General features: G+C 53.4%; 29 protein-coding genes. 13 read left to right on the top strand and 16 right to left on the bottom strand.

Going from position 1 to position 25358, the window contains the following annotated elements; genetic code table 11:
• Positions 1-12: 12 nt before the first annotated feature.
• The gene (gspC, locus tag ACLHV8_RS06110; protein ID WP_028019291.1) at positions 13-744 is read right to left on the bottom strand and encodes a type II secretion system protein GspC; all 732 of its coding nucleotides are present in this window, start codon (positions 742-744) and stop codon (positions 13-15) included.
• A gap of 298 nt (positions 745-1042) precedes the next feature.
• On the opposite strand from gspC, the gene ACLHV8_RS06105 reads away from it, so the two are divergent.
• Together ACLHV8_RS06105 and ACLHV8_RS06100 are read left to right on the top strand one after the other, a co-directional pair.
• Positions 1043-2590 (top strand): ExeA family protein, encoded by a 1548-nt coding sequence (locus ACLHV8_RS06105; protein ID WP_208593753.1) that lies wholly within the window; start codon positions 1043-1045, stop codon positions 2588-2590.
• On the top strand, positions 2590-3219 hold the full coding sequence (locus ACLHV8_RS06100; RefSeq protein ID WP_208593754.1) for a hypothetical protein: 630 nt from the start codon (positions 2590-2592) through the stop codon (positions 3217-3219). Before ACLHV8_RS06105 ends, ACLHV8_RS06100 begins: the two co-directional genes overlap by 1 nt.
• Here ACLHV8_RS06100 and ACLHV8_RS06095 read toward each other — a convergent pair whose 3' ends face one another.
• From ACLHV8_RS06095 to ACLHV8_RS06085, 3 genes are all read right to left on the bottom strand, one after another.
• Positions 3220-3843, bottom strand: a complete 624-nt coding sequence (locus ACLHV8_RS06095) for a helix-turn-helix domain-containing protein (RefSeq protein WP_028019294.1) — start codon at positions 3841-3843, stop codon at positions 3220-3222. It lies immediately after the preceding gene.
• A gap of 267 nt (positions 3844-4110) precedes the next feature.
• The gene (locus ACLHV8_RS06090) at positions 4111-4941 is read right to left on the bottom strand and encodes an N-acetylmuramoyl-L-alanine amidase (protein WP_208593755.1); all 831 of its coding nucleotides are present in this window, start codon (positions 4939-4941) and stop codon (positions 4111-4113) included.
• Positions 4938-5261 carry a heavy metal-binding domain-containing protein gene (locus ACLHV8_RS06085; protein ID WP_023310944.1) on the bottom strand — a complete coding sequence of 108 codons (324 nt, stop codon included), beginning with the start codon at positions 5259-5261 and terminating at the stop codon, positions 4938-4940. Before ACLHV8_RS06085 ends, ACLHV8_RS06090 begins: the two co-directional genes overlap by 4 nt.
• Positions 5262-5358: 97 nt before the next feature.
• On the opposite strand from ACLHV8_RS06085, the gene ACLHV8_RS06080 reads away from it, so the two are divergent.
• From ACLHV8_RS06080 to artJ, 6 genes are all read left to right on the top strand, one after another.
• Positions 5359-5877: a lipoprotein gene (locus ACLHV8_RS06080; RefSeq protein WP_028019296.1), complete on the top strand. Its 519-nt coding sequence runs from the start codon at positions 5359-5361 to the stop codon at positions 5875-5877.
• 226 nt (positions 5878-6103) lie between these two features.
• Complete coding sequence (gene artP / locus ACLHV8_RS06075; protein WP_028019297.1) at positions 6104-6832, top strand: arginine ABC transporter ATP-binding protein ArtP; 729 nt, start codon at positions 6104-6106, stop codon at positions 6830-6832.
• Between the two features lie 19 nt (positions 6833-6851).
• A complete protein-coding gene (gene artI, locus ACLHV8_RS06070) occupies positions 6852-7583 on the top strand; it encodes an arginine ABC transporter substrate-binding protein ArtI (protein WP_028019298.1) in 732 nt (243 codons plus the stop codon).
• 6 nt (positions 7584-7589) lie between these two features.
• Complete coding sequence (gene artQ, locus ACLHV8_RS06065; protein ID WP_028019299.1) at positions 7590-8306, top strand: arginine ABC transporter permease ArtQ; 717 nt, start codon at positions 7590-7592, stop codon at positions 8304-8306.
• A complete protein-coding gene (gene artM / locus ACLHV8_RS06060) occupies positions 8306-8974 on the top strand; it encodes an arginine ABC transporter permease ArtM (RefSeq protein ID WP_028019300.1) in 669 nt (222 codons plus the stop codon). Before artQ ends, artM begins: the two co-directional genes overlap by 1 nt.
• Positions 8975-9147: 173 nt before the next feature.
• On the top strand, positions 9148-9879 hold the full coding sequence (gene artJ, locus ACLHV8_RS06055) for an arginine ABC transporter substrate-binding protein ArtJ (RefSeq protein WP_028019301.1): 732 nt from the start codon (positions 9148-9150) through the stop codon (positions 9877-9879).
• 42 nt (positions 9880-9921) lie between these two features.
• On the opposite strand, the gene ACLHV8_RS06050 is transcribed toward artJ, so the two are convergent.
• Complete coding sequence (locus ACLHV8_RS06050) at positions 9922-11394, bottom strand: sensor histidine kinase (RefSeq protein WP_208593756.1); 1473 nt, start codon at positions 11392-11394, stop codon at positions 9922-9924.
• A complete protein-coding gene (locus ACLHV8_RS06045; RefSeq protein WP_028019303.1) occupies positions 11391-12113 on the bottom strand; it encodes a response regulator transcription factor in 723 nt (240 codons plus the stop codon). The genes ACLHV8_RS06050 and ACLHV8_RS06045 overlap by 4 nt, the downstream gene beginning before the upstream one ends.
• Positions 12114-12257: 144 nt before the next feature.
• Between ACLHV8_RS06045 and ACLHV8_RS06040 the strand changes: the two genes are divergently transcribed.
• From ACLHV8_RS06040 to ACLHV8_RS06030, 3 genes are read left to right on the top strand one after another with little or no spacing between them, the layout of a single operon-like run.
• Positions 12258-12854, top strand: a complete 597-nt coding sequence (locus ACLHV8_RS06040) for a cytochrome b/b6 domain-containing protein (protein ID WP_208593757.1) — start codon at positions 12258-12260, stop codon at positions 12852-12854.
• Between the two features lie 9 nt (positions 12855-12863).
• Positions 12864-13634: a molybdopterin-dependent oxidoreductase gene (locus ACLHV8_RS06035; protein ID WP_028019305.1), complete on the top strand. Its 771-nt coding sequence runs from the start codon at positions 12864-12866 to the stop codon at positions 13632-13634.
• Between the two features lie 28 nt (positions 13635-13662).
• On the top strand, positions 13663-13908 hold the full coding sequence (locus ACLHV8_RS06030) for a pentapeptide MXKDX repeat protein (RefSeq protein WP_208593758.1): 246 nt from the start codon (positions 13663-13665) through the stop codon (positions 13906-13908).
• Positions 13909-13950: 42 nt separating this feature from the next.
• On the opposite strand, the gene rlmC is transcribed toward ACLHV8_RS06030, so the two are convergent.
• The 9 genes from rlmC to nfsA form a co-directional block, all read right to left on the bottom strand.
• Complete coding sequence (gene rlmC / locus ACLHV8_RS06025) at positions 13951-15078, bottom strand: 23S rRNA (uracil(747)-C(5))-methyltransferase RlmC (RefSeq protein WP_208593759.1); 1128 nt, start codon at positions 15076-15078, stop codon at positions 13951-13953.
• 165 nt (positions 15079-15243) lie between these two features.
• Entirely contained in the window at positions 15244-15762 is a 519-nt protein-coding gene (locus ACLHV8_RS06020) for a YbjO family protein (RefSeq protein ID WP_208593844.1), read from the bottom strand.
• Positions 15763-15782: 20 nt separating this feature from the next.
• On the bottom strand, positions 15783-16628 hold the full coding sequence (gene potI, locus ACLHV8_RS06015) for a putrescine ABC transporter permease PotI (protein ID WP_023310934.1): 846 nt from the start codon (positions 16626-16628) through the stop codon (positions 15783-15785).
• Positions 16625-17578, bottom strand: a complete 954-nt coding sequence (gene potH / locus ACLHV8_RS06010; RefSeq protein ID WP_208593760.1) for a putrescine ABC transporter permease PotH — start codon at positions 17576-17578, stop codon at positions 16625-16627. Before potH ends, potI begins: the two co-directional genes overlap by 4 nt.
• Before the next feature lie 10 nt (positions 17579-17588).
• Positions 17589-18722, bottom strand: coding sequence for a putrescine ABC transporter ATP-binding subunit PotG (gene potG, locus ACLHV8_RS06005; protein ID WP_050482952.1), 1134 nt, complete (start codon positions 18720-18722; stop codon positions 17589-17591).
• Positions 18723-18824: 102 nt separating this feature from the next.
• A complete protein-coding gene (gene potF / locus ACLHV8_RS06000; protein ID WP_028019311.1) occupies positions 18825-19937 on the bottom strand; it encodes a spermidine/putrescine ABC transporter substrate-binding protein PotF in 1113 nt (370 codons plus the stop codon).
• 351 nt (positions 19938-20288) lie between these two features.
• Entirely contained in the window at positions 20289-20765 is a 477-nt protein-coding gene (locus ACLHV8_RS05995) for a YbjN domain-containing protein (protein ID WP_014169308.1), read from the bottom strand.
• Positions 20766-20828: 63 nt separating this feature from the next.
• Positions 20829-21731: a 30S ribosomal protein S6--L-glutamate ligase gene (gene rimK / locus ACLHV8_RS05990; protein WP_028019312.1), complete on the bottom strand. Its 903-nt coding sequence runs from the start codon at positions 21729-21731 to the stop codon at positions 20829-20831.
• Positions 21732-21800: 69 nt separating this feature from the next.
• The gene (gene nfsA, locus ACLHV8_RS05985; RefSeq protein WP_208593761.1) at positions 21801-22523 is read right to left on the bottom strand and encodes a nitroreductase NfsA; all 723 of its coding nucleotides are present in this window, start codon (positions 22521-22523) and stop codon (positions 21801-21803) included.
• A 184-nt stretch (positions 22524-22707) separates the two neighbouring features.
• Here nfsA and ACLHV8_RS05980 point away from each other — a divergent pair, with 184 nt between their 5' ends.
• Complete coding sequence (locus ACLHV8_RS05980; protein ID WP_014883149.1) at positions 22708-22977, top strand: GrxA family glutaredoxin; 270 nt, start codon at positions 22708-22710, stop codon at positions 22975-22977.
• Positions 22978-23007: 30 nt separating this feature from the next.
• Here ACLHV8_RS05980 and ACLHV8_RS05975 read toward each other — a convergent pair whose 3' ends face one another.
• Positions 23008-23379, bottom strand: a complete 372-nt coding sequence (locus ACLHV8_RS05975; RefSeq protein WP_049005427.1) for an inner membrane protein YbjM — start codon at positions 23377-23379, stop codon at positions 23008-23010.
• Positions 23380-23652: 273 nt separating this feature from the next.
• Here ACLHV8_RS05975 and ACLHV8_RS05970 point away from each other — a divergent pair, with 273 nt between their 5' ends.
• Positions 23653-25338 (top strand): aspartate:alanine antiporter, encoded by a 1686-nt coding sequence (locus ACLHV8_RS05970; RefSeq protein WP_028019315.1) that lies wholly within the window; start codon positions 23653-23655, stop codon positions 25336-25338.
• The last annotated feature ends 20 nt before the right edge of the window (positions 25339-25358 follow it).

Raw genomic sequence — 25358 nt, 5'->3', positions numbered from 1 at the left:
TCTGTACACTTGTTAATTGTTTAGAACATTAACCCGAATATTTTCAAGGTGAGCGTGACGTCTGACGACGACCTCCGCTTCTTTCATTTTCGACCAACTGGCAATAATACTTTTTGCCTTTGCTTGATCGGTCATATCGACTGAGTTCACTTCTACTGCCACATCCCCTTTTTTCAACCCTGAATGGCTGTAGAAGGTGGAAGCGTCCTTTGGATTAATGTTATAGCCTTCCAGTTGCCCCTTTTCGATTATTGGTTTTAACACCAGATAATCATCCAGATGCACATTGTCCGCACCTGCATCTTTCGTCGAATGGGTTACCGGGCCGTTGTCAACGCCGCCCTTAAAATAATCAGGTTTATTTAAAGCCAGTACCTGCGTAGCACCTTCGTAATTAACCACCACATTATCTTTGTTAATTTCCTGAATATAGGCATCGTTAAATCCGGCCAGTGGCTCACCTTCGCGGTAACTCTTTTGACCACCGGGTGTTTTGATGACGGCGAAGGAAAGCCAGGTATCATCACTGCGTACGATGCCTTCAATTTCCGCAGCCAGAGGGGCTTTGACTGCCGCAGGTAAGTTATCCTGACGTACAGCAGCGGCGAAAAGTGTGAATGTCTTTTCTTCACGAGGATTTTTCGCTGGCTGCACATCAGAATTAACCAACTTATTCGTCACTTTTTTATAATCTTTAAACGTCCGATACCCTTGCTGGCCGCAAAAAATTAACAGCACAAACATAATGCAAGGCGTTATCCACCGAGACAGATATGAGAACCTCATTTTTCATCTGGCCTTTAGCAAAGCGAAAATAAGCAGCATCACGCTGCACTAATATGTGTGGAAAGCGTAATCCCTCGCGATAAATACGACCACTGGCTTTGCCGCTAACTTTCATGAAAAAACATATTGACCGTATAAAATTCAGATGTTAGGTATCGACAGCAGGATATTTTTACCCTGTGTATAAATTGCCCCCTCGGTGGCGTTGCTTTACTTTCTCGTCCTGTTGCTATTCAATCAGAGACGGTAAGTCGTTATGTATCAGAGCCACTTTAATTTTAAAAATCCGCCCTTTCGGAAGATCACTCGTTTATCCGGGGATTTTCTGGTGCCTTATCATCAGGACGTTTTCAACCTGCTGAAAGAGAAAACCCAGCTGGCGGGAATTACGGGGCTCTTTTCTGACGATCTCCCGCTGCTGGGCCAGTTCAGCGATGCCCTGAAATCTGCTAACCCTAATGTTCTTGCCATCAACGCGTTCCCAAAACTGAGTGCCAGTAGCCTGCTGTATAAGCTCAACCCGGGAACGAAAGAGAACAAGAACAGGGTTCAGGCGGTGGATGCGGTGTTGCACCAGTGGCAAGGCGGTAAAACCAGGTCGAAAGTGCTGGTGCTCACCCACACCGAAGCCATGAAAGACACCTGCCGGGAGGTGCTGGCTCTGTTGCTCACGCGCGCCCAGGAGCTGGAGTTTGCTCTTTCCATCGTGCTGATGGGCGCAGCAGCTCAGGAAGCCGTCCTGATGCAGCAATCTGTGTTGCGGGAATATACGCACACCCATCACACGTTGCGCTCGCTCACCTGCCGGGAATATCTCAACTACGTGCAGGCGCAGTGTGACGAACAGGGATGCGAGAACTCACCGTTAACCCCGGCCCGCGTGCGTAAAATGCATGCCCTGACCAAAGGGAATATCAGCAAGCTAAATGAACTGGCGCACCTCGCGATGCTTGCCGCCTGGACCGAGCGTGCAAGCCAGGTCAGCCCACGTCATTTACGCCTGGCCGCGGGAGAAGTCCTGCCCGGGAAAAAATACGGTAAGCGCCTGGCTACCGTGGGGTTATTCGCGTCTGTGCTGTTCGCTGCCTGCGGCTGGTATTTCAGCTCAGCGATGACGGCACGCCTTCCGGTTCAGCTGCCGGTTCCGGTAAGCTGGCGGCATCAGACGCCAAAAGTTCAGGCGCCTGTTGTGCCGGTTATCGATAACGAAATGATCACCCCGTCAGATGCCATGCATCAGCTCTATCTGATGTGGGGTTATGACGCCTCGGCGGACGATGCTCTGTGTCAAAACGCCGCGAAGGTGAATCTGATGTGCAAACAGGGAAATGCCTCACCGGAAGCGCTGACACAGGAGGGCTATCCGTGGATCAGTGAACTGAAAACGGGTAACCACCTTAACTATGCTGTGGTCGCCCGCGTCGGAGAGACCTCAATCGACCTGCTGATGAACAACCGCACCTGGCAGGTGAGCCGCAACTGGTTTAAGCAACACGCGACCGGAAACTACACCCAACTGCACAGCCTGACGCCGGAAGGTAAAGACGCGATCGGCGCCGCCAGCGACAGTAAAGATATGACCTGGCTTGACCAGCAGTTGAGTCAGGCCCTTGCCCAACCGGAAACCCACTCTCAAACCTGGACGGCGGAAATGATGAAACGCACCCGCGAGTTCCAGCAAAAAATGCATCTGCATGTGGATGGTATTCCCGGGGAAGAGACGTTGATGCAGTTAATGCGCGTAACCAATACCACGCCGAGCGTATTGATTCAGACCACTCAAACGCAGGAGGGGCGTTCCTGATGTCTACCATCTGTCTTGCGGCTCAGCGCAGCTACACAACCGGGGAGGCGGTCTGGTTTTCGTATCGTTTCCCCCACCTGAGAACAATATTCACCTACACCGTCGTATGGATGGTGAGTCTGTGTGCCATGCTGATGGCGGGACTGTACACGCATACCTACTGGAACCTGCGTCATCCCGCACCGGAACTGGCAAAAAAGGTCAGCGTCGTAAAACCCGAGACGCAGATTTCAGATATGCACTATGTGTATGTGAGTAAACCGTTCCCGCATCCGGAGCCGAAACCTGCGCCAGTACACCATGATATTCCTGCCATGCAGGATCTTCCCATTAACAGCGATGATGCCGACTGGCAGCAGGCACCTCAGGGTACGGAACCGCACGATACGTCGCGGGATACGTTACCCGGAACTGAAGCTCACGATGTTTCGCCCGCCAGCACAGACACAAATAATTCATCGTTAACCGAGTTGTTTAAGCAGGCATTAAAAGAACAAGAACAGGATTACTCGCACGGAAAAATTCCCGCGCCGCCAGTTGACGAAACGCAGGAGAATTCACAGTCTGGTGTATTACATAAAGCAGACACCCGATCGCCTTTGAGTCAGAAAGGCGATCGGCTGGAATAATTAATATTTCTCAGGCAATGTTGCCATATTAAGGAGACGCCCCTTTTCCACGACAATATACTGACCTTTTTTCAGGTCGGAGAGAATTTTAATGATGGTACTACGCGCCAGATTGGTGTACTCCTGAATATAATCATAGACATTAATATCACGTTGATGATGAATAATCAGTTCATTAATTTCGTACAGGAATTCGCGTACGACTGAATAGGCACTGCGGGCAACCAACACATCGTCTCGTTTGCTCAGCATACAAATGTACCAGGAGAGGACTTTAGTCAGTTCCGGCCATAAGTTGTTTTCAGTCATTAGCTGGGCGAAAACCTCTTTTTTAATTGAGCGCACCACGGTATTGGCACGAACGAGGCCATACATGTGCGTTGCGTTGTAGTACATGGCAGAGAGACCAAAAATGCACTGGCCCGTCACAGTGAACATACACAGCTCGTCGGATTCACGGCGGAACTCAACTTCGCCGCTGACGATAATATGAATATACTGTGAATCAGAGGTCGATATTTTTTGCCATTTCTTTAAGGTTCTTTCTTCAAAACCTGACGTTGCAGAGATAATGGTTTCCATTTCATGCTGCGGACGTAATTTTTTCGCATAGATGCTTAACATTATTATACCCGATTTAAGATGTGAAATTTAAAAAGTAAGACTAAGGTATAAAACCTTAACCTTTTAATATTTTCCTGATGATATTCTCAAGGAGAAAATAAAGGGCGAGTACGTTATATTTATTTGCCGCATTACTTAGCAAGCTATGTGTCTATCTTAAATCCGGATAATTTTAAGTCAATTAACTAAAAATGAATTAAGTTTGTACTTAAGATTAATCTCAAGCAATTCAGCATAAACAGGCGCATTCGGGGGCAATCCGAAGGATTACCCCTGCCCGTATTTCTCTAGAAGTGCTTCTGCAATGGCCATCGTTTCGATATCCGCGACTCCGTTCCACAGATCGGGCCGGAAATGCATCTGGAAGACCATGATGATGCGTTTTTGCTGCGCCGGCGTACTGTCTGCCGGTACTTCATAGCCATAACGCGCAAGGAGATCGAGTAACGCGGGAGTATCCACCTGTTGATAGCGCGGACGCCCGTTCATATAGAACGCAACACGTGAGGGATCGGGCCATGCGCCGATGCCTTGCTGAGCCAGCTGTCGCCACGGAAACAACGGACCGGGGTCATCTTTACGCTGCGGCGCGATATCCGAATGGGCCACGACATTTTCAGGTCTGATGTTGTAGCGGGCAATAATGTCTTTGGCGAGCGGCACCAGCGCCGCGATCTGCGCAGGTTCAAAAGGAGTAAAGTGCTTAACGCCAGACGTCTTTTGCCAGCCACGGTTTTCCAGCTCAATGCCGACAGATGTATCATTGATACGATTAGTACCCCGCCAGAAGCTAATGCCTGCATGCCAGGCCAGCTCGCTCTCGGGCACCAGTTGCCAGATGCGCGGTTTTCCTTCCGGTGCCGGTGGCTTTGCAGGGATCAAATAGTGAGAGCTGACGTTTTTATCCGTTAGCGTGGCGAGCGAGCTGTCAAAATCATCCGCGGTGTAGTGGATCACCAGCACCTTGATGCGCGGGTAAGCCGCCTGCGCCTGATGCCGGGTATCCAGCTCGTAGGCACCTTTATCAATAATCCCTTTTTCAGCGGTGCACCCTGCCAGCAACAGCGCCAGCAGGAGCGCCGTAAGCGAACGCGTCATCGAAGAGTTTTCACCGCCGTACCGCTTACGCTCACCATCAGCATGCTGGCATCTTTCCCGACCGTTTCGTAGTCGATATCAATCCCCACGACCGCATCCGCGCCGAGCGCTTCCGCCTGCTCGCCGAGCTCTTTAAAGGCAATCTCGCGCGCTTTGCGCAGCTCTTTTTCGTATGCGCCAGAGCGTCCACCCACGATATCGCGGATGCCGGCAAAAAAGTCACGGAAGATGTTGGCACCGAGAATCGCTTCACCGGTGACCACACCGCAGTACTCGGTAATGGTCTGCCCTTCCAGGGTTGGCGTCGTTGAAAACTGCATATTTTATCTCCTTCTTTAGCGTTCAATGCCTTAGGCACAGCATTATCGGTTCGTTACGCTATGATTGAAAGGATAGTTAATAAATAAGGAAATCAACATGCGCTATTCTGCTTTAACACTTTTCGTGCCCTGCGCGCTGGTGCTCAGCGCCTGTACTACCACGGTCACGCCAGCCTTTAAGGATATCGGTACCCGCAGCGGCCCCTGTATTGATGGCGGCCCGGACACCGTGGCGCAGCAGTTCTATGATTATCGCATTCAGCACCGCAGCAACGATCTCACCGGCCTGCGCCCGTATCTCAGCGATGGACTGGCAAAATTGCTGAACGACGCCACCCGCGATCCGCAGCACAACGCGCTGTTGAAATCCGATCCGTTCTCCAGCCGCGCCACGCTGCCTGACAGCGCCGAAGTGGCCAGCGCGTCAACTATCCCGAACACGGATGCGAGAAACATTCCGCTGCGTGTGAAGCTAACTCAGGGTACTCAGACCTGGCAGGATGAAGTGCTGATGATCCGTGAGGGTCAATGCTGGGCGGTGGACGACGTACGCTACGTCGGCGGCAGCGTTCATGCCCCGGCAGGCACGCTGCGTCAGTCGATTGAAAACCGTTAAACCATCCGATACAAAATTGTAACCCCCGAAAAATGTGCGGCATTTCATTCGGAATGCCGACATTTATACTCGCCGACCTTGCCGTTCGCTATTTTGTGCTATGTTTAAGAGGAAATACGGGTTATATTTAACTTTTAACGCAGAAATATTGCATAACTATTCTGTCAACGGTACTATCTGCGGCCTCAATTGCTATAGATTGCCTGGATGAGTAAAGACTGCCCCGATGAGTATTAAACTAAACGGCATTAACTGCTTCTACGGCGCACACCAGGCGCTGTTTGACATCACGCTGAACTGCCCGGAAGGCGAAACGCTGGTTTTGCTTGGCCCAAGCGGTGCAGGTAAAAGCTCCCTTCTGCGTGTCCTTAATCTGCTTGAAATGCCACGTTCAGGTACGCTGGCAATCGCCGGTAACCATTTTGATTTCGCGAAAACCCCGTCTGATAAAGCGATTCGCGAACTGCGTCAAAACGTCGGCATGGTCTTCCAGCAATACAATCTCTGGCCGCATCTGACCGTGCTGCAAAACCTGATTGAAGCCCCGTGCCGCGTGCTGGGGTTAAGCAAAGATCAGGCGATTGCGCGTGCCGAAAAACTGCTGGAACGTCTGCGTCTTAAGCCTTACAGCGACCGCTATCCGCTGCACCTTTCTGGTGGACAACAACAGCGTGTGGCGATTGCCCGTGCGTTGATGATGGAGCCTGCGGTACTGCTGTTTGATGAACCGACGGCGGCGCTGGACCCGGAAATCACCGCCCAGATCGTCAGCATCATTCGTGAACTGGCGGAAACCAATATTACTCAGGTCATCGTAACCCACGAAGTGGAAGTGGCGCGCAAAACCGCCAGCCGCGTGGTTTACATGGAAAACGGTTATATCGTCGAGCAAGGTGATGCGAGCTGCTTCTCCAACCCGCAAACCGATGCCTTCAAAAACTATTTATCTCATTGATTGTGTCAGGGGAAATATAATGAAAAAAGTATTACTTGCCGTGCTGCTTGCTGGCGTTACCCTTTCCGCTACCGCAGCCCAGACCATTCGTTTCGCCACGGAAGCGTCTTACCCTCCGTTTGAGTCCATGGATGCCAGCAACAAGATTGTGGGCTTCGATGTGGATCTGGCAAACGCCCTGTGTAAAGAGATCGACGCAACCTGTACCTTCAGCAACCAGGCGTTCGACAGCCTGATTCCAAGCCTGAAGTTCCGCCGTATCGACGCCGTGATGGCCGGTATGGACATCACGCCTGAGCGCGAAAAACAGGTGCTGTTTACCACCCCTTACTACGACAACTCCGCCCTGTTCATTGGTCAGAAAGGGAAATTCACCTCTGTTGATCAGCTGAAAGGCAAGAAAGTCGGTGTACAGAACGGCACCACGCACCAGAAATTCATCATGGATAAACATCCGGAGATCACCACTGTTCCGTATGACAGCTACCAGAACGCGAAGCTGGATCTGCAGAATGGCCGTATTGACGGCGTCTTCGGTGATACCGCTGTCGTGACCGAGTGGCTGAAAGCCAACGACAAGCTGGCACCAGTGGGTGACAAAGTGACCGATAAGGATTACTTCGGCACCGGTCTGGGGATTGCCGTTCGTCAGGGCAACACTGAGCTGCAGCAGAAATTTAACGCTGCGCTGGAAAAAGTGAAGAAAGACGGCACCTACGAAACCATCTACAAAAAATGGTTCCAGAAGTAATTCCTGATGAATGAAATTTTTCCTTTAGCAAGCGCCGCCGGGATGACCGTCGGCCTTGCCGTTTGCGCACTGATTATCGGCCTTGTGCTGGCGATGTTCTTCGCGGTGTGGGAATCAGCAAAATGGTTCCCCGTCGCCTGGGCAGGCTCCGCGTTGGTCACCGTGCTGCGTGGACTACCGGAAATCCTGGTGGTCCTCTTTATCTATTTCGGTTCCTCACAGCTGCTGTTAATGCTGTCGGACGGCTTCACCATTAATCTTGGCGTTGCGCAGATCCCGGTGCAGATGCAAATTGAGAATTTTGACGTTAGCCCGTTCCTGTGCGGCGTCATTGCCCTCTCTCTGCTCTACTCCGCCTACGCGTCGCAAACGCTGCGCGGTGCGCTGAAAGCGGTACCGCAGGGGCAATGGGAATCCGGTCAGGCGTTAGGCTTGTCGAAGTCAGCCATCTTCTTCCGTCTGGTGATGCCGCAAATGTGGCGTCATGCCCTGCCGGGGCTCGGTAACCAGTGGCTGGTGCTGCTGAAAGATACCGCTCTGGTGAGCCTGATAAGCGTAAATGATTTGATGCTGCAAACCAAAAGCATCGCCACCCGTACTCAGGAGCCGTTTACCTGGTACATTGTGGCGGCAGCTATCTACCTGGTGATTACGTTGCTCAGTCAGTACATCCTCAAGCGTATTGACCTGCGTGCGACGCGCTTTGAACGGAGACCAGGCTGATGCTTGAATATTTTCCCGAGTTGATGAAAGGGCTGCACACCAGCCTGACGCTGACCGTGGCGTCCATCATCGTGGCGCTGATCCTGGCCCTTATCTTCACCATCATTCTGACGCTAAAAACGCCGGTGCTGGTGTGGATTGTGCGCGGCTACATCACCCTGTTTACCGGTACGCCGCTGCTGGTGCAGATCTTCCTGATTTACTACGGGCCCGGCCAGTTCCCGTCGCTGCAGAACTACCCGGTTATCTGGCACCTGCTCTCTGAGCCGTGGCTGTGTGCCCTGATTGCTCTTTCGCTGAACAGTGCTGCCTACACCACCCAACTGTTCTACGGGGCTATCCGCGCTATTCCTGAAGGGCAATGGCAGTCGTGCGGGGCGCTGGGCATGAGCAAGAAAGACACGCTGGCGATTTTGCTGCCGTACGCCTTTAAGCGCGCGCTCTCCTCGTACTCCAACGAAGTGGTGCTGGTGTTCAAGAGTACCTCTCTGGCCTACACCATCACCCTGATGGAAGTGATGGGTCACGGACAGTTGTTGTACGGACGCACCTATGACGTGATGGTATTTGGTGCCGCAGGCGTGGTGTATCTGGTGGTTAACGGTCTGTTGACGCTGATGATGCGCCTGATTGAGCGTAAAGCGCTGGCATTTGAGCGCAGAAATTAACCACGCGAATGCATAAAACGGTATTCATGGAGCGGGTAACCTGATGGGTTATCCGCTTTTTTTTACAACAGACATAATATTTAATCATTTTTATTGCATACAAATTCATTAACTGGCATTGTACATCCAGGCCGCAGACACGGCGCATAAATAAGACAGACGGGAGCATTACAATGAAAAAGTTAGTTCTGGCCGCATTACTCGCAACCTTCGCCGCTGGCGCATCCGCTGCGGATAAAATCAATTTCGGCGTGTCCGCCACCTATCCGCCGTTTGAATCGCTGGATGCCAGCAACCAGATCGTCGGTTTCGATATCGATCTGGCAAAAGCGCTGTGCAAACAAATGCAGGCCGACTGCACCTTTACTAACCATGCTTTTGACAGCCTGATCCCGTCGCTGAAGTTCAAAAAATACGACGCGGTGATCTCCGGGATGGACATCACGCCTGAACGCAGCAAGCAGGTCGCGTTCACCGACCCGTACTACGCCAACTCGGCGGTGGTGATTGCGAAGAAAGGGGCTTATAAATCCTTTGACGAGCTGAAAGGCAAACGCATTGGGATGGAAAACGGCACCACGCACCAGAAATACCTGCAGGACAAACATCCTGAAGTGAAAACCGTGGCCTACGACAGCTACCAGAACGCGATTATCGACCTGAAAAATGGCCGTATTGATGGCGTGTTTGGTGACACTGCCGTGGTGAACGAGTGGCTGAAAACGAACCCGCAGCTGGGTACCGCAACCGAGAAAGTGACCGATCCACAGTACTTCGGTACCGGTCTGGGCATTGCAGTACGTCCGGATAACAAAGCGTTGCTGGAAAAACTGAACGGCGCCCTGAAAGCAATTAAAGCGGACGGCACCTATCAGAAAATCAGCGATCAGTGGTTCCCGCAGTAAGTATTTTTGCCGGGTGATGGTTTCGCCTTACCCGGCAATTTCTTACAACGGCACAAAGAACCGGAAACGTGCCCCGCTCACCGAATCCATCAGCCTGATCCCTCCCCCATGCAGCTCCAGCATTCGCTTCACAATCAGCAAGCCTAATCCGCCGCGATTCTCCCGCGATGCCTGCGGGTTTAACGCAGAAGGACGCTGAAACAGATCGTCACGCAATGCACGCTCGATACCTGAGCCACTGTCCGCCACCTCAACCTGCAGAAGCCCATTCTCCTGCCAGACCTTAAGCAAAATCTCGCCTCCTGCCGGGGTATGGCGAACGGCATTATCCAGCAAATTCGTGACCACCCGCTCAATCATCGACACATCGGCATACACCAGCGGCAGCGGGCCAGGGACGTCTATATGCATTCGCAACTGCCTTGTCTGTGTGGTCAGTTCGAATTTTTGCGCCACATCTGAAATCAATTCAGCCATGGCAAAACGTTCGCGCTGTGGTTTAATCCCCCCATGCTCAAGGCGCGCCAGTTCAAACAGCTGTTGAGAGAGATGGCGCACTTTCTGTCCCTGACGCAGTGCGATAGCCAGGTATTGATTCTGCTCCTCGGCACTCAACGTGGCGGACTTAAGCGAGAGGGTTTCGAGATACCCCAGCAGCGAAGTCAGCGGCGTGCGAAGATCGTGAGAGATATTGGCGATAAACTCCCTGCGCTGGCGGTCACCGTCAGCCAGTTGATCCCATTGTGAGGCAATCTTGCGCGATAATTCGATAAACGTGTTACGAAGCAGTTCAACTTCGTTTTCAGGAGCCAGATTGACCGGCCGGGCGGCCAGACTTTTTATGGCGCTGATGCTGTCCTGCTCAAGGTCATTTACCTCGCTGGTTAACTGTTCCACTGGACGGGTAACCCATTTTTTGACCAACCACCAGGCCAGTGCGCCAAAGAGTAATGCCAGTAAAAGCGATCCTACGATAGCGTCGGTCAGGGCCTTGTGCCACGCGGTGTTCGCCAGTGCATTCAGGTCTTCGCCCTGGAGAATAATATACAAGTAGGAGTGCAGATTGCCGTTAAGGAGGATCGGCGCCACGCTGAACACCTTACGTTGATCCAGACTTCGTGGATCATCGCCATACACAGGGAAAGCAGCCCCGGATAAATAGTTGTTTAACGGGGTAAGGTCAATCGTTTGACGCTTCATGTGCCCGACCGGGGCCGCGTCTGCCACAATATGTCCCTGAGGCGACACCACATAGAGTTCAACGCTGGGATTAAGCGTCATCAGACGATCGAACAGCGATTTGAGATTCTCAGCGTTTGCTTTACCCTGGTTATCAAGAAGCGGTTCACTGTTCACTATCTGCTGCGCCAACCCCGCTGACAGACGTTGCACCATGGCATCGCCGTACTGCTTACTGCTATAAAGCTGCACGCCACATGCCACAAACATGCATAAAACAAGCGTGGCGCTAAAAAGAAGTGACAGGCGCTGGCTCAAGGTTAAGTGGCTTATCATGCGTGGGGCTCCGCTTTTTCGACGGCAAATTTGTACCCTTTCCCCCACACCGTCAGGATGATATCTGGCTCTGCAGCATCTTTTTCAATTTTGACGCGCAGACGGTTAATGTGCGTATTTACCGTGTGCTCGTACCCTTCATGCTGGTAGCCCCAGACATGATCCAGCAACGATAAACGGGAGAACACCTCGCCCGGATGACGGGCAAACCAGTAGAGCAAATCAAACTCACGCGGGGTCAAGTCAATGGTTTCCCCCCGCAGGCGAACCTCTCGTGCCAGGGGGTCAATTTCCATGCCGTGACAGCGAATAATACCCGCCTCCAGACGAAGATTTTGCCCCATCGCTTCCTGACGTCGAAAGAGCGCCTTGACGCGAGCAATCAGCTCCAGAACGGAAAACGGTTTAGGCAGGTAGTCGTCAGCCCCCATCTCGAGCCCCAGCACCCGGTGCGTCTCGCTGGTGCGTGCGCTGATGATAATGACAGGCAGATAGCGGGTCATCTGGCGGATACGGCGACAGATCTCCAGCCCGTCCACGCCAGGCAGCATCAGATCGAGGATCACGGCATCCCAGTGCTGTTTTTCCAGTTGGAGCAGCGCACGTTCGCCATCGGCTTCGTGCACAATCTCAAAACCTTCATCTTTTAAGTTCAGGCTCAGGAAGGCGGCGATATCGCTATCGTCCTCCACCAGCAATATTTTCTTTGCGTTACTCATGACCCACATCCACGCCGTTTCATTACAGTTGAGCTTACCTAATAACGCCCGCCGGAGTTATCACATTTTATTTAAACTTCCGTGAGGATGTGGTGACCGAATTTATCTTAGGATTTGACCACGCAATGGAATAACGAGGTCACCATGTCTCTGCCAACAGCTGTTATTCATCCCCTTTGGGTCAGGGTGTGTCACTGGATTAATGCCCTCGCCATGGCTGGCATGGTATTCAGCGGATGGCGAATTTATAACGCCTCGCCGTTGTTCCCATTCACTTTTCCGTCCTCTTTCACGCTGGGAGGCTGGCTGGGCGGCGCGCTGCAGTGGCACTTCGCCATGATGTGGGTTTTAGGTATTAACGGCCTGATCTACTGCACGTTAGGTATTGTCACCGGGCGCTTTGCTCGCACCTTTTTCCCTTTGTCTGTTAAGGGGTTACTCAAGGATATGGCGCTGGCCCTGCGGGGAAAACTGCAGCATGCCGATCTCAGCCACTACAACATGGTGCAAAAACTGGCCTACTTGCTGGCCATATTAACCGGCGTAATGCTTGTGCTTTCCGGGCTGGTTATCTGGAAATCCGTTCAGTTTCCGCTTTTACGTGAACTGCTGGGAGGCTATGACACCGCACGTTACATCCACTTCTTTTGTATGTCCTTCATTGTTGTGTTTGTCGTGATCCACCTGCTTATGGTGCTGCTCGTTCCTAAAACATTACTGGCAATGCTACGCGGTCGCTAAGGGTATCTCATGAAAAAACCAACCTTTCTCTCTTCCCGCGACGCGGAATATCTGGTCAAGGACGCCGAAAAATCCGTAAATGCACAGCGACGTCACTTTCTTAAACAGGGGCTGACGTTAGGCGGGATTATGCTGCTTACAGGCTGTGACCTGAGCGACAACGCCAGTGTTGAAACTGCACTTTCACGAATGTCGCGCTTTAACGATCGTGTCCAGGGTTTCCTGTTCAGCGACCGTCATCTGGCACCTGAATATACCGAAAGCGACATCACCCGCCCTTTCCCGTTTAACGCCTTTTACGATCGCGACCAAATTCCGCAGGTCGACGGCCGGGATTATCAACTCGCCATTCGCGGCCTGGTGCGAGACACCCGCAGCTGGTCCCTGCCTGAGTTGTATCGTATGCAGCAGGTAAACCAGATCACGCGCCATATTTGCGTGGAAGGATGGAGCGCGATTGGCCGTTGGGGTGGAATCCCCTTCCGCCATTTTCTGCAGGCGATCGGTGCCGACACCCGCGCCAAATACATCAGCTTCCGCTGTGCGGATGATTACTACACCAGCATTGATATGGCGACCGCGTTGCACCCGCAAACGCTGCTCGCCCTAACCTGGGATAACCAAATCCTCCCTCCTGAGTACGGTTATCCCATGAAACTCCGTATCCCGACCAAGCTGGGGTACAAAAACCCGAAGCATATTCAGGTCATTGAAATCACCAATCGCTTCCCCGGCGGTTACTGGGAAGACCAGGGTTACAACTGGTTTGGTGGCAGTTAATACAACAACGTAAACGACGAGGAATACCATGAAAAAAATGATCATTGCAGCAACCGTGCTTTCAGCTCTGTTTATGGCAAATGTGCAGGCGGCAGACTCCATGAACAAAGAGACGATGGCAAAAGACACCATGTCCCAGCCACACGATAAAATGTGTAAGGGCGACATGTGCAAAGACGCCATGAAGAAGGATCACATGGGGAAAGACAAAATGGGCAAAATGGACAACATGAAAAAGGATGAGATGGGTAAAAAAGACGCCATGAGCCAGTAAGTCTCATCGCAGCCGGAGGCACCCGCCCTCCGGCTGCTTCACTTATTGTTTAACGAGTAGCGTCAACACTTCATAGTGCGCAGTGTGCGGGAACATATCGAAAAGCTGAACGCGCTCAATGCGATAATCCGGCAAATGCGCAATATCTTTCGCCATCGTCTGCGCGTTGCAGCTTGAATAGACGATGTAATCCGGTGCCATCTGGCTCAGGTAATCGCATAGCGCTTGTCCGATGCCACGGCGCGGCGGGTTTACCAGTACCAGCTCTGGCACATTACCCTGCCCGGTCGCGAACTGCGTAGAGTCCAGCGCCTGGAAGTGCAGATTCGTTAACCCCAGCTCAGCGGCGGACTGTCTGGCGCAGGCAATCGCCTCAGCAGAGATCTCAATCCCGGTAAGCTGCATCTCAGGCGTGGCGCAGTGCAGGCCAAATCCCCCCACGCCGCAGAACAGATCCCACATATGATGGATGTTTAACGCCCGAACCCAGTCGCGCGCGGTGGCGTACAGCGCACTGGCGACAGTCGGGTTGGTCTGGAAGAAGCTTTGCGGGCGGATCCACAGCGGCACACCGTTGAAATTCTCCGCCAGCGCGTGCTGTTCGGTGAAGAAGACCTCTTTTTCCCCTTCCATGATCGCCATATGCACCGGCTGAATATTTGCCGTAATGACCTTAAGCTGCGGAAGCTGTTCCTGCAACCACGGCAACGCCGCGCGAAGCTGTTCCAGCTTGGTTTCAGAACGCAGAACGAAACGCAGCATCATACCGCCGTCAATCTGGCTTTCCGTCAGCAGAAGGTATTTCAGCTCACCGCGCTTGCGGGCGACGTTGTAAGGCGTTAACCCGGCCCGCGCAATAAACGGTTTGAGTGCCGCAAAGACGGGCTCAAATGAGGTGGGGTAAAGCGGGCAATCAGTTAAGTCTTCTGGTGCGCCATCACGATGCAACATTCCCAGCAGCGGTTTTTCAACGCTGCCGCTGACCACCATTTTGGCTTTGTTGCGAAAGCCCTGCTCCGGGCCGCTGACGGGTGCGCACCACTCGCCCACCGCATGTTCAGCCAGCAGCTGTTGCAGGTCGGCCATTTTGGCGGTGAGTTGTTGAGAGACCGGCTGTTCTATCCACTGACAGGAGCGGCAGCGACCGGCGTCATAGAGTGCGCACTGCATATGAAGACCTTAAAAATCACGAGGGCTGCGATTATATACACAAAATCATTCAAGTTGTATCAAGGCGGCAAGTCTGAGAATCCCCAGGAGCTTACTCAAGTAAGTGACTGGGGTGAACAGACGCGGCCAACGCAGAGACGGCTTGAAGGATGACGTGTATACACATTATTGCAGGCGGAAGAATCTCCGACTGGAGGCCGGAACGAAGAGTAAAAAGAGCACCAGTATGTCCGGCAGTTTTTGCATAAACAGCGCGCGCAGGATTTCGCGTTTGGATTCACCGGCAATGCTGAACAGCTCCGGGTAGCCATATCCCAGCGAGGCGGCCCACAGATAGCTGGCGGCGGTAATTTGCGTCAGCAGATAGACCCAGCGCGCCCAGTTGCGCCCTTTCACCAGCGAAAAGGCGCAGTAGATCTCGATAAACACCAGCACCAGGCTGCTCAGAAAGACCAGCGTCAGATTCCACGTCTGCACGCTGCGGTGAATAAATTCACCAATGCCGCGCGCGCCCAGGGTGTTCAGAATCATCAGCACATCCAGGCAGCGGATCATAATAATGGCGAGCGCCGCCACCTGAACCAGCGCAGGAACATTTGGACGAGCGTGCGTAGGACGTGATTTCTTTAATAATCCCAATGTTTTACTTCCCTGAAAAACAGTGCCGCGTCGTACGCGGCACATCACTGGAAATTTTAAATCCTTCAGCCGCGTCTTGCACGCTGGATATCACGCACACGCTGTTTTTCCGCGCGCGCCATCAAATACCAGGCGATAAATCCGACAATTCCGACCACGCCAAGAATAATCGAGGCCAGGGCGTTGATTTCCGGGTTCACCCCCATGCGCACGCTGGAGAAGACCAGCATCGGCAGCGTCGTCGCCCCCGGGCCAGAAACAAAGCTGGCGATAACCAGATCGTCGAGCGACAGGGTAAACGCCAGCAGCCAGCCCGAGATCACCGCTGGCATAATCATCGGCAGGGTGATGATGAAAAAGACCTTCAGCGGCGTCGCACCAAGATCCATCGCCGCCTCTTCAATGGAGCGATCCAGCTCGCGCAGACGCGAGGAGATCACCACCGCCACGTATGCGGTACAGAAAGTGACGTGTGCCAGCCAGATGGTGAGCATCCCGCGATCCGCCGGCCAGCCGATGGCATGCGCCAGCGCCACGAACAGCAGCAGCAACGCCAGACCGGTGATCACGTCCGGCATAACCAGCGGGGCGGTGATCATAAAAGCAAAGCCGTTCGAACCGCGAAAACGCCCGAAGCGCACCATCACCAGTGCAGCGATGGTCCCCAGCACCGACGCCATGGTTGCGGCCAGCGCAGCAATCGTCAGGCTCAGCCCCACCGCGCTCATCATCGCATCATCGTGGAATAACTCGCTGTACCAGCGCGTCGACCAGCCAGCCCAGACCGTCACCAGTTTGGAGCTGTTGAAGGAGTAGATCACCAGCATCAGCATCGGCGCATACAGGAAGGTAAAGCCAATCACCAGGATCGCAATTCGCCACGGGGAGCGCACTACCGGTAAGTTGTTCATCCGTGGTCTCCCATCTGTTTCTGCTGATGCTTGTGGAACCACATGATCGGCACGATCAGCAGGAGTAACATCACTATTGCCACCGCAGACGCCACCGGCCAGTCGCGGTTATTAAAGAACTCTTGCCACAGCACGCGACCAATCATGATGCTGTCCGGCCCGCCGAGCAGTTCCGGGATCACAAACTCCCCCACCGCCGGAATAAAGACCAGCATCGACCCGGCAATAATCCCGCCTTTGGTCAGCGGGACGATCACACTGAAGAAGGTCTTCAACGGGCGCGCGCCGAGATCGAGCGACGCTTCCACCAGCGAGTAATCAATACGCGTCAGCGCCGTATAAATCGGCAGCACCATAAACGGCAGATAGGCGTAAACAATGCCGATGTAGACAGCGAGGTTGGTGTGCAGGATCGTCAGCGGCTGATCGATAACTCCGAGCCACATCAGGAAGTTATTCAGTACACCGTTATTTTTCAGGATCCCCATCCAGGCGTAAACGCGGATCAGGAACGAGGTCCACGACGGCAGGATCACCAGCAACAGCAAAATGTTACGCGTCGACGGCTTACTGTGCGCCACGGCCCAGGCCAGCGGGTAGCCCATCACCAGACAGCAGATCGTCGAAATCGCCGCCACCTGTAACGACTGTAAATACGCTTCGAAATAGAGCGGATCGTCCGTCAGCTGCAGGAAGTTGCCGAGATTAAGCGTCAGCGTGAGCTGTCCGTCGGCCCAGTCCAGCAGGTTGGTATAAGGCGGGATCGCCCGCGCCATTTCTGCGAGGCTTATCTTGAAAACAATCAGGAACGGCAGCAGGAACAGCAGGATCAGCCACACGTATGGCATGGCGATCACCAGCTTGCGACCGTGGTTCATCTGCATACGCGCCAGCCAGTTCGCAAAACCACCCGTTTTTTCTGTGCGGGCTGGAGGTTCTAGTGTACTCATGGGCCGCTCCTTATACCGTCAGCACAACGCAACTGTCAGCATCCCAGCACAGGCGCACTTCGTCACCCCAGGTCGGCTGCCCCTTGCGATAGCGATGTTCGTTCTGCAACTGAGCGCTGAGCATCTGTCCGCTTTTCAGACGCACATGGTAGATGGAAAGATCGCCCAGGTAGGCAATATGTACCACTTCACCGACGGCAAAGTTATAGCCATCGGCAGGGGGATCCTCACAGAGCATGATTTTCTCCGGGCGCAGCGCGACGTAGACGGGCACGTTATCCACCACCGAGTTATCCGGATCGACCTTAAGCGGATGTTGCAGCCCCGGTGATTCAATGACCAGGCCATCTTCCTGGCGGTCTTTCAGCAGCCCTTCGAAGACGTTGACCGAGCCAATGAACTCCGCGCTGTAGCGGGTAGTCGGGTGCTCATAAATCTCTTCCGGTTCGCCAATCTGCACGAACTTCCCACGGTTCATGATGGCGATACGCCCGGCCATGGTCATTGCCTCTTCCTGGTCGTGAGTCACCATCACGCAGGTCACCCCCACACGTTCGAGGATATCCACCACTTCGAGCTGCATACGGTCGCGCAGTTTTTTATCCAGCGCCCCCATCGGCTCGTCGAGCAGCAACAGTTTTGGACGTTTTGCCAGACTGCGGGCCAGGGCGACACGCTGACGCTGACCGCCAGAGAGCTGGTGCGGTTTACGCTTCGCGAACTCCTGCATGTGAACCAGGCTCAGCATCTCGGCCACACGCGCGGTAATTTCGGCTTTCGGCAGTTTGTCCTGCTTCAGACCAAAGGCGATGTTCTGCTCCACCGTCATGTGCGGAAACAGCGCGTAGGACTGGAACATCATGTTAATCGGGCGCTGATACGGCGGTACGCTGGAGAGATCCACGCCATCCAGCACAATCTGCCCGGCAGTGGGCTGTTCAAAACCGGCCAGCATACGCAGCAGGGTCGACTTACCGCAGCCTGATGCTCCCAGGAGGGCAAAAATTTCACCTTTGTAGATCGTCAAATTGACGTCGTCCACGGCATGCTGGCCATCGAAAGATTTGGTGAGGTTACGAATTTCAAGAAGCGGGGTCAGCGCTTTACGGACTTTCGCCTGCGGGCGGGGGATCGCGTCATTCACGGGGTGCTCTCCGGCAGAAATCAAATCATGGTGCAGGCGCACCATAACGGTGCGCCTGTTGCCGGGGGCGCTGTGCTTGCCCGGCCTACAACTCACGGGTAATTACTTACCGCTTTTCACCTTGGTCCACGCACGGGTACGTACGCGGTCAATTTTTGGATCCTGAACTTTCAGGGTGAACAGCTTGGCGAACACATCCGCAGGCGGATAGATAGCCGGATTATTGCGGATCTCTTCACTGACCAGCGGCACGGAAGCCTTGTTACCGTTCGCGTAGTAGACGTGGTCACTGATATGGGCGATGACGTCAGGACGCATCAGGTAATTGAGGAACTGATAGGCTTCATCTTTGTTTTTCGCATCGGCAGGCATCGCGAAGACGTCAAAGAACGCCAGCGCCCCCTCTTTCGGAATGAAATAGGAAACGTTCACGCCGTTTTTCGCTTCTTTCGCGCGGTTCGCCGCCTGCCACACATCGCCCGCCCAGCCAATCGCGACGCAGATGTCGCCGTTTGCCAGGTCGTTGATGTACTGGGACGAGTGGAAGTAGCGAATGTTTGGACGCAGCTTCAGCAGCAGATCGGTCGCCGGGCCGGTGTAATCGTCAGCCTTGTTGCTGTTTGGATCTTTGCCCAGATAGTTCAGCACGGTGGCGAAAATCTCTTCCGGCGCATCGAGGAAGGAGACGCCGCAGCTTTTCAGCTTCTCAAGGTTTTCCGGCTTCAGCACCACGTCCCAGCTGTCCAGCTTGACGTCCGGGCCCAGCACCGCTTTGACTTTATCGACGTTGTAGCCGATACCGGTAGTCGCCCACAGATAAGGCATGGCGTATTTATTATCAGGGTCGTGCTTCGCAACCAGCTTAAGGACGTCCGGGTCAAGGTTTTTCCAGTTTGGTAACTTGCTCTTATCCAGCGGCTGGAAGACGCCTGCGGTAAGTTGACGCTCCAGGAAGCTTGCGGAAGGCACCACGAGATCAAACCCGGTGCTGCCCGCCATCAGTTTTCCTTCCAGCACTTCGTTGGAATCGAAAACGTCGTAGACCACTTTAATCCCGGTCTCTTTTTCAAAATTGGCGACCGTGTCCGGCGCAATATAATCAGACCAGTTGTAAACGTGCAGCGTTTTTTGTTCCGCAGCGAGCGTGCCGGCAGAGACGGCCATCAGAGCACCCGCAACCAGACCCGATAACCATTTTTTATTCAAGGCGATCATATCTTTATTCCTTCTGAAAGCTCGTTAACAAACGAACTAAAACTGTGCAATCTGAAGATATGCAATAATCATGCATAGTTTGTCGCTCTGCCTAAAATAAAAAGAAACCTCTTTACCCGGCAGCTTCCGCTCGCTTTTTTAAGCATCGCAAGAATAACTGTAGCCCGTGTCTCCGGCTATAGCCCAGACGAAAAAACGCCTTTTATCAATTTTTTATGCAGGTTATGTCTACGTGATAAGCCGAAACGGCCTTGAGGGAGGTGAAAAATTCTTTAAAGAAAGGTTAAAAGCAGCAGAAAAAATGGTCTTCTGCAGCCGCTATGGCAGCGACTGCGCAAAAGTCAGACAGGCTTAGTGAAGAAAATTGGGAGATGCATCATTATTCTCTGCATCATCTTCCGCGCTATACAGCAGATGATGTGCATTGGCTTCCATCATTACCATGGAAATTTGCTCTTCACTCAAGCGCATAAACCATGAGAACTGTTTGAACGACAGCCCGGCACCGGAGAATAAAGACTGGCAAACGACCAGTTTTGGCAGATTATCATCCTGTATGTCGAGAAATGCCTTCACGGTCAAAGAACTGGCATTGATGGCCGACAGGTCGGAGGCCAGCGCCAGCAGCGCAGACGGCTTCACTTCAGCCAGCGCAGAGAAAAGAATCACGTCGTTAATGAGATCGATTTTGGCATCAAAAATGCCATCGAAATTCTGCATATGAGGCAGATGCAGCGCCTGGCAGGAATCGCATTCGAAGAACGTAATCCCGGCATCATCAAGCCATTGACGTAACGTATCCAGTGTTGGAACGACCTGTAAATCCATCGCTGTGCAGCCTCTTTAATAAATACTTCGCATAGATTACGCAAAAAGTGGGTTCAATTCCATTTAACCGCCCGTTTTCAGACAGTAGCCGGGCGTCGCATGACGCTCGATCCATGCGATCATTTTACCCGCAATATCGACCCCTGTGGTTTTTTCCACGCCTTCCAGCCCCGGCGAGGCATTCACTTCCATGACCAGCGGTCCACGCGTTGCCCGCAGAAGGTCTACCCCCGCCACGTCCAGCCCCAGGGTTTGCGCGGCTTTTACCGCAATTTCCCGCTCACGCTCACTGATATCCGCCACCCGCGCAACGCCGCCACGGTGCAGGTTGGAGCGGAAGTCGCCCTCTTTTGCCTGGCGCTCTATGGCCGCTACCACCTCGTTCCCCACCACGAAGCAACGAATGTCGCGCCCTTTGGCCTCTTCGATGTACTCCTGCACCAGGATGTGGGCATTCAGCCCCCGGAAAGCATCAATGACGCTTTCTGCCGCCTGGCGTGTTTCCGCCAGCACCACACCAATGCCCTGCGTGCCTTCCACCAGCTTGATCACCAAAGGTGCGCCGCCCACCATATCGATGAGATCGCTGGTGTCGTCCGGTGAGTGGGCAATCCCCGTAACGGGGAGATCGATCCCCTGCCGGGCGAGCAGCTGTAACGAGCGCAGCTTATCGCGGGCGCGGGAGATGGCGACGGATTCATTGAGCGGATAACTGCCCAGCATCTCGAACTGGCGCAGCGCGGCGGTGCCGTAATAGGTTATCTGGGAGCCGATGCGGGGGATCACCGCATCAAAATGCGGCAGCTTGCGGCCTTTGTAGTGAATCGACGAGGCGGCCGGATCAATGTTCATATAGCAGGACATTGGGTCGAGGATCTCAACCTGATGTCCGCGTTTCGCCGCCGCTTCTCGCAGACGTTTACATGAATAGAGCGTTCCATCCCGGGACAAAATGGCAATTTTCACCCTGCACCTCTCTAAAGACATGGAAAAAGCCTGCATATCATATACGCAGGCAGGCGCAGGAGGAATGGACTATCGCGTCGCCCAGCCCTGTTTATGCAGATAATCGAGAATAAACGGACGGTTTTCTTTGATGATGGTGCGACGAATATGGTCACTCCAGGTGTCGCGGCGGTTATTGCTGCCGCGCGTCATATAGTAGTTCGCCAGTTCTTCATCGTATTGCGCGAGGACATCCTGATCGACAGGTTGATAGTGATTTTCATGCACCAGCATGGCGGCAGGAATACGCGGCTTCAGATCCGGGTTATCCGCTGGCCATCCGAGGCACAGGCCAAACAGCGGCAGAACGTGTTTTGGCAGCTTCAGCAGTTCGGTGACGCTTTCGATGTTATTACGCAGGCCGCCGATGTAGACACCGCCTAACCCCAGCGATTCCGCCGCCGTAAAAGCGTTTTGCGCCATCAGCGCGGTATCCACCACGCCCAGCAGCAGCTGTTCTGCCAGCCCCAGCTCGGCCTCAGGGCAGATCTGCAGGTGACGGTTAAAGTCGGCGCAGAACACCCAGAACTCCGCCGCCTGGGCCACATGCTTCTGTCCGCCCGTAAGCGTGACCAGTTGTTCCCGCATGGCCGGATCGGTAATGCGGATAATAGAGCTGCACTGCAGGAAGCTGGAGCTGGAGGTCGCCCTTGCGCTGTTAATAATGACTTCGCGCTGCGCCTCGGTAATCGGCTCATCGGTAAAATGGCGAATGGAACGGTGGGATGTGAGCAGGTCTATGGTTGGCGTCATTTTGTCTCTCTTTGTCTTGCTTAATTCGCATGGCAGCCAGTATAGGCAATGATTGTCACAGTGTAATTGGCGAAACATAGCCTGACTGTATCAAAGCGACAGGCGAAACCTTCTTTAATGGCGGCAGGTTATCGGGCACTATATATGTTATTCGCCGTCAGGCTTGTTTTTTGAGGAGAGAGAAATGTTTGCAGTAATTTTTGGTCGTCCAGGGTGCCCTTACTGTGTGCGCGCGAAAGAGCTGGCTGAGAAACTGACCGCAGAGCGCGATGATTTCAACTTCCGCTACGTTGATATTCACGCGGAAGGCATCACGAAAGCCGATCTGGAAAAAACCGTCGGTAAGCCGGTTGAAACTGTCCCGCAGATCTTCCTCGATCAGAAACACATCGGCGGTTGCACAGATTTTGAAGCTTACGCCAAAGAGCATCTTGGCCTGTTTGCTGAGCAGTAATACCCAAGCGCCCTCACCTTGAGGGCGTTTTTATTTCGGGTGCCGCCGGTGTATCAGGCTGCGCACAAACAAGTAGCACAATGCGCCAAGAGCGCACCAGAACACACCGCTCAGCAACCACGCCAGCTCCTGCCAGAAACTTCTCACTGGAATAAACAGCAAGCGCATCAGCAGCAGACACAGTGGTGCTGCAAGCATTGCACCCAATAGCGGTTTCACCACCTCCCCTTTACGGGAGAGAAAGCTGGCGGCCGCGCCCGGCAGAGTGAAAAAGAGTAAACCCAGCTCCGGATGACCCGACGCCCTGAATGCCCCTTTCACATTAAAAGCAAGCGACATGCACACGACCGTGAACAGCAAAAAGCAGCTGATCACCCCCGCCCAGTTTCGTTTAATGTTCAAACAATCCTCCTGACTTATCTCTATCAAATACACATTCGTCGGGTAGACGCCCAGTCAGATAAAGCAATGCGGCAATCCTTGCCAAAGTACGCACAGGGTGATGCGATAATCAGTAGCTGTCAGTAGCTAATACGATTAAACTACACGCCAGCTAATGTTTTAGGGAATAAAGCAGGAAACAGGGAGCGTTAACGCCTTTCCCTGACCCAGAAAACAGTAGCCCAAAAAGCCCTTTCATTCAACAACTTACTGGTAAACAAGAAGTTAGCCTCCGTGAATATAAACGTCGCAGACTTGTTAAATGGGAATTACATCCTGTTATTATTTGTTGTACTCGCGCTGGGCCTTTGCCTGGGTAAATTGCGCCTGGGGTCGGTTCAACTTGGTAATTCCATTGGCGTTTTAGTCGTATCATTAATATTAGGTCAGCAGCATTTCAGCATTAACACGGACGCGCTCAACTTAGGTTTTATGCTGTTTATTTTTTGTGTTGGTGTGGAAGCGGGTCCCAACTTTTTTTCAATTTTCTTCCGCGACGGCAAAAATTATCTGATGCTGGCGCTGGTCATGGTCGGTAGCGCACTGCTGATCGCGTTAGGGCTGGGTAAACTGTTTGGCTGGGATATCGGGTTAACGGCCGGTATGCTGGCAGGTTCGATGACATCTACGCCAGTGCTTGTCGGTGCAGGTGATACCCTGCGCCATTCCGGCATGGCTGGAGCACAACTCTCTACCGCCCTCGACCACCTGAGCCTGGGCTATGCCCTGACTTATCTGATCGGTCTTGTGAGCCTGATTGTGGGCGCGCGCTACCTGCCGAAACTGCAACACCAGGATCTACAGACCAGCGCCCAGCAAATCGCCCGCGAGCGCGGCCTGGATACCGATTCCAAACGTAAAGTCTATCTCCCGGTGATCCGTGCCTACCGCGTCGGGCCAGAACTTGTGGCATGGGCAGACGGGAAAAATCTTCGCGAGCTGGGCATTTACCGCCAAACCGGTTGCTATATCGAACGCATTCGACGTAACGGCATTCTGGCGAACCCGGACGGCGATGCGGTGCTGCAGATGGGCGACGATATCGCACTGGTGGGTTACCCGGATGCTCACGCCCGTCTTGACCCAAGCTTCCGTAACGGTAAAGAGGTATTCGACCGCGATCTGCTCGACATGCGTATCGTCACCGAAGAGATTGTGGTGAAAAACCATAATGCCGTTGGCCGCCGTCTGGCGCAGCTGAAGCTGACCGACCACGGCTGCTTCCTCAACCGCGTGATCCGCAGCCAGATTGAGATGCCTATCGACGACAACGTCGTACTCAATAAAGGCGACGTGCTCCAGGTCAGCGGCGACGCCCGCCGCGTGAAAACCGTTGCCGACCGTATCGGCTTTATCTCCATTCACAGCCAGGTCACCGACCTGCTGGCCTTCTGCGCCTTCTTTATCGTAGGCCTGATGATTGGGATGATCACCTTCCAGTTCAGCAACTTTAGCTTCGGCATCGGTAACGCCGCCGGTTTGCTGTTCGCCGGGATCATGCTGGGCTTCCTGCGAGCGAACCATCCGACCTTTGGCTACATTCCGCAGGGCGCGCTGAATATGGTGAAAGAGTTCGGCCTGATGGTCTTTATGGCGGGTGTCGGGTTAAGCGCGGGTAGCGGCATTGGCCACAGCCTGGGTGCCGTCGGCTGGCAAATGTTAGTTTCCGGACTGATCGTCAGCCTGGTACCGGTTGTCATCTGTTTCCTGTTCGGCGCCTACGTGCTGCGCATGAACCGCGCCCTGCTCTTCGGAGCAATGATGGGTGCTCGTACCTGTGCGCCAGCCATGGAAATTATCAGTGACACCGCACGCAGTAACATCCCGGCGCTGGGCTATGCGGGCACTTACGCTATCGCTAACGTACTGCTGACGCTGGCAGGTACGCTGATCATTATCATCTGGCCTGGACTCGGATAACTCCTAAGTTTGCGCATAAA

This window comes from Enterobacter sp. CPE_E863, assembly GCF_046521465.1.
Classification (GTDB): domain Bacteria; phylum Pseudomonadota; class Gammaproteobacteria; order Enterobacterales; family Enterobacteriaceae; genus Enterobacter; species Enterobacter adelaidei.
This window is presented reverse-complemented; position numbering and strand designations above follow the sequence as displayed.